Genomic DNA, 12,615 nt, shown 5'->3' on the forward strand with positions numbered 1-12,615 from the left:
TGACGACTTCGTACCGGCGTACACCCAAGAGCTTTGTGCACCAAGAGCCGCGAACCTCGTCCGAAATATCGAACATGAAGGACAGCTTGTGACCGACACCACCGCTCCGGCGCCGCGCCGACCCGGCGAGCAGGCCCTCGCCGCACTCGGGCTGAACGCACCCGCCCTCGACCCTTCCGACGCCTCACCGCACACCTTCCCCGGTGGCGGCCGCTGGCGCACCGAGGTGCCCTCCGTGGAGGGTCCCGAGGCGCTCGCCGTGGTCCTCAAGGAGGCCTCGCGGCTCGACGTCCCGATCCACCGGATCAGCCAGGGCAGCGGCGTGTGGATGCTCACCGACGCCGAGATCACCGAGATGGTGGAGGCGACGGCCGAGCGTGACATCGAGCTCTGCCTGTTCACCGGCCCGCGCGGCACCTGGGACATCGGCGCCTCCACCCGGACCGACTCCAAGGGCGCCGGCCTGCGCGCCCGGGGCCACGACGCGGTGGCCGGCTGTGTCGAGGACGCCGTACGCGCGACCGAACTGGGCGTGAAGTGCCTGCTCATCGCGGACGAGGGCGTGCTGTGGACGCTGCACAGGGCCCGCGTGGAGGGGATCCTGCCGGCGGACACGACCTTCAAGGTGTCGGCGCTGATCGGACCGGTGAACCCCACCGCGTACGCCGTGTACGAGAACCTCGGCGGCGACTCGATCAATGTGCCGAGCGACCTCACGCTCGACCACCTCACGGAGATCCGGCGGGTGTCCGGCGCCCCGATGGACATGTACATCGAGGCCCCCGACGACCTCGGCGGTTACGTCCGCATGTACGAGGTCGCCGAGCTGATCCGGCGCGGCGCGCCGATCTATCTGAAGTTCGGCCTGTCCAAGGCCCCCGGGATCTACCCCTACGGCAACCACATGCGCGACCTGACGCTGGCCACGGCCAAGGAGCGGGTGCGGCGCGGCCGGCTGGCCCTGGACCTGCTCGCGCGGCACGGAGCGGACGGGGAGATGGCTCCGCTGGGCTCCCGGCTGCCCGGCGATCTGAAGCGATTCGGAAATCCCTCATAACGAACCGGACAACTGTCTTCACAGAAGAAGACGCAGTCACACAGAATCCCCCACATCTCCTCTGGCATCTTTCGGCTCATGAAGCGCCGTCCTCGCCAGAACGTTCCAGGCCTTCAAGACATCAAGGATGATGATCATGCGCACTCGCCGAGCCGCACTCGCCGCCATAGCCTCCGCCGCCTCTCTCGCCCTCACTCTGTCCGCCTGCGGCCAGAGCGGTGAGGGTGGCAGCAAGGAGGAGAGCGGCAGCACCGGGGACGCGACCATCGGCATCTCGATGCCGACCAAGTCCTCCGAGCGCTGGATCGCCGACGGCGACAACGTGGTCGCGGACCTGAAGTCCAAGGGCTACAAGACCCAGCTGGTCTTCGGCGAGGACGACCCCGCCAAGCAGGTCTCGCAGATCGAGAACATGATCACGCAGGGCGTGAAGGCCCTGATCGTCGCGGCGATCGACAACAAGTCGATGAACAACGTGCTCCAGCAGGCCAAGGACGCGAACATCCCGGTCATCTCCTACGACCGCCTGATCCTCGGCACCGAGAACGTCGACTACTACGCCTCCTTCGACAACGAGAAGGTCGGCGAGCTCCAGGGCAACTACATCGTCGAGAAGCTCGGCCTCAAGGACGGCTCCAAGAAGGGCCCGTTCAACATCGAGCTGTTCGCCGGCTCCAACGACGACAACAACACCCGCTACTTCTTCAACGGCGCGATGAACGTCCTCAAGCCGTACATCGACAAGAAGCAGCTGGTCGTGAAGTCCGGCGAGACCGACATCACCAAGGTCACCACGCTGCGCTGGGACGGCGCCACCGCCCAGCGCCGCATGGACGACATCCTGACCAAGGACTACAAGAGCGGCAAGGTCGACGCCGTCCTCTCGCCGTACGACGGCATCTCCATCGGCATCCTCTCCGCGCTGAAGTCCGACGGCTACGGCTCCAAGAGCAAGCCGCTGCCGATCGTCACCGGCCAGGACGCCGAGGTCGGCTCGGTGAAGTCGATCATCGCGGACGAGCAGTCGATGACCGTCTACAAGGACACCCGCGAACTCGCCAAGGTGGCCTCGAACATGGTCGACGCGCTGCTGAACGACAAGAAGCCCGAGACCAACGACACCGAGACCTACGACAACGGTTCCAAGGTCGTCCCGGCGTACCTCCTCAAGCCGGTCGCCGTCGACAAGACCAACTACCAGGAGGTCGTCGTCGACTCCGGCTACATCAAGGAAAGCGACCTCAAGTAACCGCCGGTACCAACTGATTGGAAGGCACGACCATGGCGGGACCCGTCCTGGAAATGCGCTCGATCGTCAAGACCTTTCCCGGCGTCAAGGCGCTGTCGGACGTCACACTGACCGTCCGCCAGGGCGAGGTCCACGCCATCTGCGGTGAGAACGGCGCCGGGAAGTCCACCTTGATGAAGGTGCTCTCCGGCGTCCATCCGCACGGCAGCTACGAGGGCGAGATCCTCTTCGAGGGAGAGGTCTGCGAGTTCAAGGACATCCGCGCGAGCGAGCAGCGCGGCATCGTCATCATCCACCAGGAGCTGGCGCTGTCGCCGTACCTCTCCCTGGCGGAGAACATCTTCCTCGGCAACGAGCACGCCAAGGGCGGGTTCATCAACTGGCGGGAGACCCTGCGGCACGCGACCCAGCTGCTGCGCAGGGTCGGCCTCGACGACCACCCGGAGACCCGGGTCACCGACATCGGTGTGGGCAAGCAGCAGCTGGTGGAGATCGCCAAGGCCCTGTCCAAGAAGGTGAAGCTGCTCATCCTGGACGAGCCGACCGCCGCCCTGAACGACGAGGACAGCGGCAAACTGCTCGATCTCATCCTGGAGTTGAAGAAGCAGGGCATCACCTCGATCATCATCTCCCACAAGCTCAACGAGATCCGCAAGGTCGCCGACTCGGTGACGATCATCCGCGACGGGAAGTCGATCGAGACCCTCGATGTGAAGGCCGCGGAGACCACCGAGGACCGGATCATCAGCGGCATGGTGGGCCGGGACCTCGACAACCGCTTCCCCGAGCGCACCCCGCACAAGACGGAGGTGGGCGCGGCGCCGGCCCTGGAGATCCGCGGCTGGACCGTGCTCCACCCCATCGACCAGCAGCGCAAGGTGGTCGACGACGTGTCGATCAACGTGCGGCGCGGGGAGATCGTCGGGATCGCGGGCCTCATGGGCGCCGGCCGCACGGAGCTCGCGATGAGCGTCTTCGGCCGGACCTACGGCCGCTACGTGGGCGGCACGGTCCTCAAGGACGGCACCGAGATCCGTACGAAGTCGGTCGCCGAGGCCGTCAAGCACGGCATCGCGTACGTCACCGAGGACCGTAAGCACTACGGCCTGAACCTGATCGACACGATCAACCGGAACATCTCGCTGACCGCCCTGAACAAGGTCGCCAAGCGGGGCGTCGTCGACGAGCACGAGGAACGCCAGGTCGCCGAGCGCTACCGCAAGACCATGAACATCAAGGCACCGACGGTGTTCGAGCCGGTGGGCAAGCTGTCCGGCGGCAACCAGCAGAAGGTCGTCCTCAGCAAGTGGATCTTCGCAGGTCCGGACGTGCTGATCCTGGACGAGCCGACGCGCGGTATCGACGTCGGTGCCAAGTACGAGATCTACACGGTGATCGACAAGCTGGCCGCCGAGGGCAAGGCGGTCGTCTTCATCTCCTCGGAGCTGCCGGAGCTCCTCGGGATGTGCGACCGCGTCTACACCATGGCGGCGGGACGGCTGACAGGCGAGTTCTCGCGTGCAGAGGCCACGCAGGAATCGCTGATGCGCCAGATGACGAAGGACAAAGAGGTAACCCGATGAGCACGGATGTGACCGCCAAGAGCCCGGCCCCGGCGCCGCCGGGCGGCACCGGATCGGCCACGGGCGGCGGCCTGTTGCAGTTGGTGCTGGACGGCATGCGCCGCAACATGCGGCAGTACGGCATGTTGATCGCCCTCGGTCTGATCGTCGGCTTCTTCGCGATCCTGACCGGCGGCGACCTGCTGCTGCCGCGCAACGTCTCCAACCTGGTCCTGCAGAACAGCTACATCCTGATCCTCGCGATCGGCATGATGCTGGTGATCGTCGCGGGCCACATCGACCTGTCGGTCGGTTCGCTCACGGCCTTCGTGGGCGCGTTCGCGGCCGTGCTGACGGTGCAGCACGACGTGCCCTGGCCGCTCGCCGTGGTCCTCTGCCTGATGGCGGGCGCGGCCGCGGGCGCGGCACAAGGGTTCTTCATCGCGTATCTCGGGATACCGTCGTTCATCGTCACCCTCGCCGGCATGCTGGTCTTCCGCGGTGTGACCGAGATCCTCCTGGAGGGTCAGACCCTCGGCCCCTTCCCCAAGGGTCTGGAGAAGATGGGCAACGGCTTCCTTCCCGAGGTCGGCCCCACCACGAACTACCACAACATCACGCTGCTGCTGGGCTTCACGCTGATCGCCTTCGTGGTCCTCCAGGAGATGCGCGACCGCAAGCGCCAGCAGGAGTTCGCCCTCGAGGTGGCGCCGCGCAACATCTTCCTGCTCAAGCTGGTCGCGATCTCGGCCGCGCTCCTCACGGTCACGATGCTGCTCGCCAGCTTCCGGGGCGCGCCGATCATCCTCCTGGTCCTGGGTGCGCTGGTGGTCGGCTACGGCTATGTGATGCGCAACTCCGTCTTCGGCCGGCACATCTACGCGATCGGCGGCAACCTGCCGGCCGCGAAGCTCTCCGGCGTGAAGGACAAGAAGGTCACCTTCCTGGTCTTCGTCAACATGGGCGTGCTCGCGGCGCTGGCGGGTCTGGCGATCGCCGCCCGTCTCAACGCGGCCTCGCCGAAGGCGGGTCTGAGCTACGAACTGGAGGCCATCGCCTCGGCGTTCATCGGCGGCGCGTCCATGAGCGGCGGTGTCGGCACCGTCCTCGGCGCGATCATCGGTGGCCTCGTCCTGGGCGTGCTCAACAACGGCATGAACCTCCTCAGCATCGGCACCGACTGGCAGCAGGTCATCAAGGGCCTGGCCCTGCTGGCGGCCGTCGGCTTCGATGTGTGGAACAAGCGCAAGAGCGGTTCCTGACACACCGGAAGGGGGCCTCGCCGACAGGCGGGGCCCCCTTTTTTTCATGAAAGTGGGGCGTCACCCGTGAAGGAACTCTTCGGCAAGCTCGCCGACGGGACCGAGATCCACCGTTGGTCGCTGGAGAACGGCGGCACACGGCTGAAGGTCCTGTCGTACGGCGGCATCGTGCAGTCACTGGAGGTCCCGGACAGCGAGGGCCGGTACGCAAGCGTCTCCCTCGGCTTCGACACCATCGAGGAGTACGTCGCCGGCTCCCCGTACTTCGGCGCGCTGATCGGCCGATACGGCAACCGCCTCGCCGAGGGCCGCTTCACGCTGGACGGCGTGCCCTACGAGCTGTCCGTCAACGACGGCGCCAACAGCCTGCACGGCGGCTCCGGCGGCTTCGACAAGGTGGTGTGGGAGGTCGAGCCGTTCACGCGGGACTCCGAGGTCGGGCTGTATCTGACCCACACGAGCGCCGACGGCGACATGGGCTACCCGGGCACGCTCGACGTGAAGGTGACGTACACGCTCACCTCGCGGGGCGAGTGGCGGATCGACTACGAGGCCACCACCGACCGGGCCACCGTCGTCAACCTCACCAGCCATGTGTACTGGAACCTCGCGGGCGAGGGCAGCGGCTCGGTCGGCGACCACCGCCTGACGATCGCCGCCGGCCGCTACACCCCCGTCGACGCCGGCCTGATCCCCACCGGTGAGCCGGCCGGGGTCGAGGGCACCCCTTTCGACTTCCGCACGGGCAAGACCATCGCCGAGGACCTCCGCACGGCCGACCCGCAACTGCTGTACGCCAAGGGCTTCGACCACAACTGGGTGCTCGACAAGGGCGTCACGGCGGAGCCGGAGTGGGCCGCCACCCTGACCGACCCGGCGTCGGGCCGTACGCTGCGGATCGCGACGACCGAACCGGGCCTGCAGTTCTACTCCGGGAACTTCCTGGACGGCACCCTCGTAGGACCCTCCGGGACGATCTACCGGCAGGGGGACGCGCTCTGTCTGGAGACGCAGCACTTCCCGGACTCGCCCAACAAGCCGTCCTACCCGTCGACGGTGCTGCGACCTGGGGAGACATACCGCTCGACGACGGTCCACACGTTCGGCTGAGGTCGGTCGACGGCCCGGTCGGGCGCCCCGTTCCCGGCCGGTCGGCGACCGCCTTCACAGCTCACTCACAATTTCCCACCGAATCCTCAGTGGTTGAACAGCGCCCCCCAAGCCTCCGTATGTAGGGGCGGCCCGTGCGCCCCCGCCCGGGCCGCCCTTAGTCGTCGGACCCGGTCGTCCCCAACGGGTCCGCCCCCTACGGAGGTTCCATGGCCGACAACGTCACCTCGTTGTTCCGCAGCACTGCGGCGCACAGCCCCTCGATGGCTGCGCTGACACGTGAGGGCGGCGACGGTGCGGGTCCGGTGGACTTCTGTATCCCCTGCAACCCCTACTTCCCCACCCCCGCCATGTTCGACGACATGGCGAGCAAGCTGCGCGACATCATCACGTACTACCCGAGCAGCGCCGACACGATCACGGCCGAGCTGTGCAACCTGCTCCAACTGCCGCCGCAGTGCGTGGCGATGGGCAACGGTTCCACCGAACTCATCACCTGGATCGACCACTTGCTCGTCCGGGAGTCCCTCGCCGTCCCCGTCCCCACCTTCGGCCGCTGGACCGACCAGCCCATGGAGACCGGCAAGCGGGTCGACATGTTCCCGCTCCAGGAGTCCAGCGGCTTCGCCCTCGACCTCGCGCAGTACGCCGAGTTCATCCGGGCCCGCGGCACCAGGGTCGCCGTCATCTGCAACCCCAACAACCCCGACGGCGGCTTCCTCCACCGGCACGCGCTGGTGCAGTTCATGGACGCGATGGCCGACCTGGACCTGATCGTCATCGACGAGTCGTTCCTGGAGTTCGCCGACGCCGAGTCCGAGCCGTCCACGGTCCAGGACGCGGTCATGCGGCCCAACGTGGTCGTGCTGCGCAGCCTCGGCAAGAACTTCGGTCTGCACGGCATCCGCTTCGGCTATCTGGTCGCCAACCCGGCGCTCGCCGGCAAGGTCCGTTCGATGCTGCCGAAGTGGAACCTCAACTCCTTCGCCGAGCACGTGGTGTTCATGCTGAAGAACCACGGCGCCGAGTACATGGAGAGCCTGCACCAGGTCCGGCGTGACCGGCTGGACATGGCCCGCCAGCTCTCCGCCCTCCCCGGGCTGACGGTGTACCCGTCGCAGGGGAACTTCCTCTTCGTGCGCCTGCCCGTGGGCGCCGAGGGCACCGTGGTCCGCGACCGGCTGCTCACCGAGCACCGGATCCTGGTCCGCGAGTGCGGCAACAAGGTCGGCTCGTCCAGTCGCTTCCTGCGACTCGTGGTCCGGCCCCAGGTGGACGTGCGTCGCCTGGTGTCAGGCCTGGAGTCGGTTCTCTACGGGTCCAGGAGGGGAGCCGCCGTACCCGAGCTGAGCACCGGGACCAGCTACAGCTCGGGTACGGCGGCCGTGGACCGCCTGATGGGCGAGACCAACGGCACCGGTATGCACAACCTCTCCGCGCAGGCCATGAGCATGCCGGCCCCGGCGCCCGCGTCCTCCATGCAGTTCGCGTCCCCCGCACCCACGCCCGCTCCGGCCCCCGCGCCCGCCGCCGCCTCCATGCAGTTCCCGTCCCCGGCACCCGCTCCGGCCCCGATGCCCATGCCGGTGCCGGTGCAGGTGCCCGCGCCGGCCCCGATGCCCGCCGCACCGGCCGCCGCCATGCCGGCCCCCGGCCTCCAGCCCGTCGCCCAGACCGGCATGCCCGGCCTCGCGGCAGCCGCCCAGGGCCGCCGCACCATGGGCGCGGCCCAGGGCCTCACCGCCGCCCAGGTACGCGGCCGCACCCAGCCGGAGCCCCTGGAGGAGCCGCAGGGGTGGCCTGCGGCGGGAGCGGTGTACAACCAGGTGGGCTGAGGGCTCGCCCTCGGCACCGACGCCCCCAACGGGCCCTCGACGGGCCGCTGTCGGGGGCGTCGGCGTTTCGCACCGCAGCCCGCCCCACCCCGCACGGACAAGGCGGTCTCCGGCGAAGTGAACGACGGTGAGCCCGAATCCGTACTTCCTGTGGCCGGTGGGACATCTCGGTCACTTCGACGCCCGGTCACCCCGTCACGCCGTCGGAATCAAAATGCAACGCCCACGGCCCCGAACGCACCGGCACGCACCATACGATCAAGCCCGATCACGACTCCCGCAGTCGCGTCCCGTCAGTCGCGCGTCTCGAACCGGCCGGAAGCCGGACTGGAAGCTGGAAGTGGGTGGACCGTGCGCCACAACGCCCGGACGATCGTGGCGGTCACGGCCGCGCTGGGACTCGCGGCCGGGCTGTCCGGCTGTGGCGGCGCGGCGGACGCGGAGTCGGGGACGGTGTCCCTGACGGTCGTCGCGACCAACTACGGCGACAGCGTCCGCAAGAACTCCGAGGGCTACTGGGACCGCGTGGCCCTCGCGTTCGGCGCCGAGCACCCGGGGATCGACGTGGACGTCCAGGTCCACGACCCGGACCAGGTCGACGAGAAGGTGGCGGAGCTCGTCGAGCGGGGCGAGGCACCGGACATCGTGCAGACGGACAGCTACTCCGAGTACGCCGCGCGCGACCTCCTCTACAGCGCCGACGAGGTGCTGTCGGTCCCGGTCCAGGCCTCCTTCGTCCGGAGCCTCGCGAACGCCGGAGAGATGGACCGCGCGCAGTACGGCATGCCCTTCACCGCGAGCACCCGGCTGCTCTACTACAACAAGGACCTGTTCGCCCAGGCGGGCCTGGAGCCCCCGAAGACCTGGGACGAACTGGTCGCCGCCGCCCGGGTGTTGAAGGCGAGTGGGGTGACGTACCCGATCGCCGTGCCGCTCGGCCCGGAGGAGGCGGAGGCCGAGACGCTGACGTGGCTGTTGGCCGGCGACGGGGGCTACACCGACTCCACCAACCGCTACGACATCGCGTCCGCCGCCAACGTGGCGACGCTGACCTGGCTGAAGGAGGACCTGATCGGCGAGGGGCTCACCGGCCCGGTACCGCCCGGCGACCTGAACCGGGGTGAGGCGGTCGAGGCCTTCCTCACCGGTGAGGCGGCCATGGTCAACGCGCCCCTGTCGTTGATCCGCCAGATCAAGGACTCCTCCGACTCCGTGCCCTACGGTGCCGTACCGCTGCCGAGCCGCGACGGCAAGGAGACGCCCACCATGGGCACCGCCGACTGGGTCGTCGCCTTCCGCAACGACGACCACCGCACCGCCATCGGCCAGTTCCTCGACTTCCTCTACACCGACAAGTACGTGACCGAGCAGGCCGCCCAGTACGAACTGCTCCCCGTCACCACGTCCGCCGCCGACACCATGCGCGCCGACAAGGCCCACAAGCCCCTCTGGAACGGCCTCGACACCCTCCAGAACCTCCGCCTCTACCCTGTCGCCGAGACCAACTGGTCCGAGGTGGCCACCGAGATCCGCCGCCGGATCGGCAAGGCGGTGACCCCGGGCGGAGACCCCGAAGAGGTGCTGGAGTCGATCGCGAAGGTGGCGCGGTAGGAGGACCGGTACGGCAGGGGCGGGTTGTCCTGGCGCGGAGAGGCGGTTCGGAACGTGGCCCCACGCGGAGAAGGCCGGGAAGCAGGCGATCCGCGTGCGCGTTGTGCTGACGCATGAGCCTGCGATTTTCGCTGATGGGTCCCGTACGAGCCTGGCGCGGCGAGGAGGAGATCGAGCTGGGGCCGCGCCAACAGCGTTCGGTGCTGGCGGCGTTGCTCCTGAACAACGGCGTCAGGCTGAGCAACGACCAGCTGATCGGCATGGTCTGGGACGACCCGACGCCGAGCGCGGTGATGGCGTTGCGGACGTACGTGTACAAGATCCGCAAGGCGCTTCCGGAGTTGGACCTGAAGTCCAGGGACGGCGGGTACACGGTCCGCGCGGAGATCGTCGACGGCTACGACGGCGAACCCTTGGAGGGCCTGCACAGTGCCTACTTCGACGCGCAGCGGGTGCGGCTCGGCGACCAACGGCTCAAGGCACGCGAGGACTGCCTGGAACGCGAGTTCGACGTACTTCAGCTACAGACCCATGTCGCCGCCTTCCCCCTCAGGGAGCGTCCCCGCGCCCTCCTGATGCGGGCGCTCTACCTGGAGGGCAGGCAGGGCGAGGCACTCGACCACTTCCACCGGGCACGCGCCCTCCTCCGCGAGGAGCTCGGTCTCGAACCGGGGCCGGAGCTGCGCAGGGTCCATGCGCAGATCCTCAGCGGCGATCTCACCGTGCCGCGCAGGCCTGAGCAACTGCCGCCGGACCTGGTCGACTTCACCGGCCGTACGGAGGAGATCGCGCGGGCTCTGCGGACGCTGCCGGGCACCGTGGGCATCACCGGTATGCGGGGCAGCGGCAAGACCGTGCTGGCCACCCGGATCGGCCATCTCGTGAAGGGCCGCTTCCCGGACGGGCAGATCTTCGTCAGGGGCAGGGACGTCGCCGGGGAGCTGTTGCGGGCGGTCGGTGTGGAGAACTCCGTCGGCGACAAGGCCACGCTGTGGCGGGAGAAGGCGCGCGGCAAGCGGTTCCTCGTCGTGGTCGACGACGTGCGGGACGCGGCTTCCGTGCGCGATCTGGCCACGCCCGGATCGGCGATGATCCTCACGAGCGTCCGCCGGTTGCACGAGCTGCCCGGCGTGAGCTGGGTGCGGATCGCCGGGCTGACCGGGCCGGAGGCGCGGGAGTTCTTCCGCAGGACCATCGGACCGGTGCGCGCGGACGCGGAACCCGAGCAGGTCGAGGAACTGCTGGAACACCTCTCGCGACTGCCGACCCCGATCAGGGTGGCCGGTGGCAAGCTCTGCTCCCGCCCCGACTGGACGATCGAGTTGTTTCTGCTGAAGATGCGGCGGGAGGGCAGGTCCGCCGAGGCGCTCCCGTCCGACTGCGCCGCGATGCTGGCCCCGATGATCGCGGCCGATCAGGATCTCGCCGATCCCGAACGCCACCTGCTCAGGTGTTTCGCGCGCCAGGACACCGAGGTGATCGACTACCACGAGGCGGCGCGGATGTCCGGGGCCGGCCCCGGTGAGATCGAGCGGGTGCTGGAGTCGCTCGCCGGGGCCCACCTCATCGAGCCGCTCGTGGTCGGCCACTACCGGTTGCCGCCGTTCGTGCGCGTCTACTTCGCACTGCGCACGCCGGCGCCGGTCAGCTGAGGGGCGAGCCGAGGCGCAGTGCGTCGAGACCGGGCCGTTCCCTCCCTACCTCCCTGACCAGGCGATATATACGGAATTTATGCGCTGAAGATCCAGCGGGGCCACGTTTGCACCCATGTCGACCAAGGAATTTCAGGGCAAGAAGGCACTCGTCACCGGGGCCACCTCGGGCATCGGCCGCGCGATCGCGGTCAAGCTCGCGGAGGCGGGTGCCACCGTCTATGCGACAGGGCGCAGGGCCGAACTCGGCAAGGAGACCGTCGAGCTGATCGAGCGGGCGGGCGGCACGGGCCACTTCGTCGTCGCGGACGTCGCGAACCTCGACGAGGTCCGCAGGCTCGCCGCGGAGGTCGGTGAAGTGGACGTGCTCGTGAACAACGCGGGCGTCTTTCCGTCCTCGCCGACCCCCGAGCAGTCGCGCCACGCCTACGAGCAGATATTCGACGTCAACGTCCGCGCGACCTACTTCCTGACGGCCGCGCTCGTGCCGGCCATGGTGGCCAGGAAGAAGGGTGCGATCGTCAACGTGTCGTCGATGGCCGGGCAGATCGGCACCCCGGAAAGCTCCGTGTACAACGCCTCCAAGGCCGCGCTGGACTCGCTGACCCGGTCGTGGGCCGTCGAGTTCGGCGCGGCGGGCGTGCGCGTCAACTCCGTGGCACCCGGTCTGATCCGTACCGACATGGCCGTCCACATGGTGGGCGAGAGCTTCGAGGCGTTCAGCCGGAGCACGCCGCTCGCCCGGGCCGGCGAGCCCGAGGAGATCGCCGAGGCCGTGGCGTTCCTGGCCTCCGACAGGGCCGGCTACATCACCGGTGCGGTGCTCCTCGCCGACGGCGGCTACGTCGCGACCTGAGGCGTCGACCAGCTGATCGCCGCGCTCTCCCCCTACAAGGCGAACACGGTCCCCCGCACCACGCTCGCCCAGGACTCCAGCTACGACGACGGGGGCGCCGCTTCCGGGCTCCTCACCCTGACGGCCCTGGGCAGCTCGCCGACGCCGGGTACGCGGGGGCGCTGACGGTGGGGGTGGAGTCCGGCTGACCTGGCGGGCCCGCGTCGGCCACATCGGCTGTGCCGTCCTCGTAGTCGTCGTGGTCCCCGCACTCCTCGTCGTCTCGTCGGCTCGTCGGCCCCCTCCCAGACCGTGCGGGAGGGGGCCGACGCCGCGTCGCAGGCCCCCTCGACTGATCGATGGACGGAAACCGATCAACCGAGGGCGGGCGAATTCGATCACCATTCGATCGAATTCATACGGTTACGACCAGGTGCGATGT

The 12,615-nt window shown here is 68.5% G+C and carries 8 protein-coding genes and 2 pseudogenes; all 10 read left to right on the plus strand.

Going from position 1 to position 12,615, the window contains the following annotated elements:
- Positions 1 to 88: 88 nt before the first annotated feature.
- Positions 89 to 1,057 carry a hypothetical protein gene (locus tag RM704_RS34585; protein ID WP_033527248.1) on the plus strand — a complete coding sequence of 323 codons (969 nt, stop codon included), beginning with the start codon at positions 89 to 91 and terminating at the stop codon, positions 1,055 to 1,057.
- A gap of 136 nt (positions 1,058 to 1,193) precedes the next feature.
- Positions 1,194 to 2,306: a multiple monosaccharide ABC transporter substrate-binding protein gene (gene chvE, locus RM704_RS34590; RefSeq protein ID WP_192829655.1), complete on the plus strand. Its 1,113-nt coding sequence runs from the start codon at positions 1,194 to 1,196 to the stop codon at positions 2,304 to 2,306.
- Positions 2,307 to 2,338: 32 nt separating this feature from the next.
- Positions 2,339 to 3,889 carry a multiple monosaccharide ABC transporter ATP-binding protein gene (gene mmsA / locus RM704_RS34595; protein WP_033527482.1) on the plus strand — a complete coding sequence of 517 codons (1,551 nt, stop codon included), beginning with the start codon at positions 2,339 to 2,341 and terminating at the stop codon, positions 3,887 to 3,889.
- Positions 3,886 to 5,130 (plus strand): multiple monosaccharide ABC transporter permease, encoded by a 1,245-nt coding sequence (gene mmsB, locus RM704_RS34600; RefSeq protein ID WP_033527246.1) that lies wholly within the window; start codon positions 3,886 to 3,888, stop codon positions 5,128 to 5,130. Before mmsA ends, mmsB begins: the two co-directional genes overlap by 4 nt.
- 54 nt (positions 5,131 to 5,184) lie before the next feature.
- A pseudogene (locus RM704_RS34605) lies at positions 5,185 to 6,240 on the plus strand (aldose epimerase family protein); the annotation flags it as partial.
- 209 nt (positions 6,241 to 6,449) lie between these two features.
- A complete protein-coding gene (locus RM704_RS34610) occupies positions 6,450 to 8,075 on the plus strand; it encodes a pyridoxal phosphate-dependent aminotransferase (RefSeq protein ID WP_033527244.1) in 1,626 nt (541 codons plus the stop codon).
- A gap of 351 nt (positions 8,076 to 8,426) precedes the next feature.
- A complete protein-coding gene (locus RM704_RS34615; protein ID WP_192829654.1) occupies positions 8,427 to 9,686 on the plus strand; it encodes an ABC transporter substrate-binding protein in 1,260 nt (419 codons plus the stop codon).
- A 113-nt stretch (positions 9,687 to 9,799) separates the two neighbouring features.
- A complete protein-coding gene (locus RM704_RS34620) occupies positions 9,800 to 11,338 on the plus strand; it encodes an AfsR/SARP family transcriptional regulator (RefSeq protein WP_078937107.1) in 1,539 nt (512 codons plus the stop codon).
- 115 nt (positions 11,339 to 11,453) lie between these two features.
- Positions 11,454 to 12,194 (plus strand): SDR family NAD(P)-dependent oxidoreductase, encoded by a 741-nt coding sequence (locus RM704_RS34625; protein WP_033527242.1) that lies wholly within the window; start codon positions 11,454 to 11,456, stop codon positions 12,192 to 12,194.
- A gap of 15 nt (positions 12,195 to 12,209) precedes the next feature.
- Positions 12,210 to 12,382, plus strand: a pseudogene (locus RM704_RS34630) (intradiol ring-cleavage dioxygenase); the annotation flags it as partial.
- Between the last annotated feature and the right edge of the window lie 233 nt (positions 12,383 to 12,615).

The organism is Streptomyces gottesmaniae (assembly GCF_031845845.1).
Classification (GTDB): domain Bacteria; phylum Actinomycetota; class Actinomycetes; order Streptomycetales; family Streptomycetaceae; genus Streptomyces; species Streptomyces akebiae.

What these genes read in the sequence shown, in the direction of transcription:
- RM704_RS34620 (WP_078937107.1), top strand. Translation starts at nt 9,800, where the DNA reads ATGAGCCTGCGATTTTCGCTGATGGGTCCCGTACGAGCCTGGCGCGGC.
- RM704_RS34625 (WP_033527242.1), top strand. Translation starts at nt 11,454, where the DNA reads ATGTCGACCAAGGAATTTCAGGGCAAGAAGGCACTCGTCACCGGGGCC.
- chvE (WP_192829655.1), top strand. Translation starts at nt 1,194, where the DNA reads ATGCGCACTCGCCGAGCCGCACTCGCCGCCATAGCCTCCGCCGCCTCT.
- mmsA (WP_033527482.1), top strand. Translation starts at nt 2,339, where the DNA reads ATGGCGGGACCCGTCCTGGAAATGCGCTCGATCGTCAAGACCTTTCCC.
- mmsB (WP_033527246.1), top strand. Translation starts at nt 3,886, where the DNA reads ATGAGCACGGATGTGACCGCCAAGAGCCCGGCCCCGGCGCCGCCGGGC.
- RM704_RS34610 (WP_033527244.1), top strand. Translation starts at nt 6,450, where the DNA reads ATGGCCGACAACGTCACCTCGTTGTTCCGCAGCACTGCGGCGCACAGC.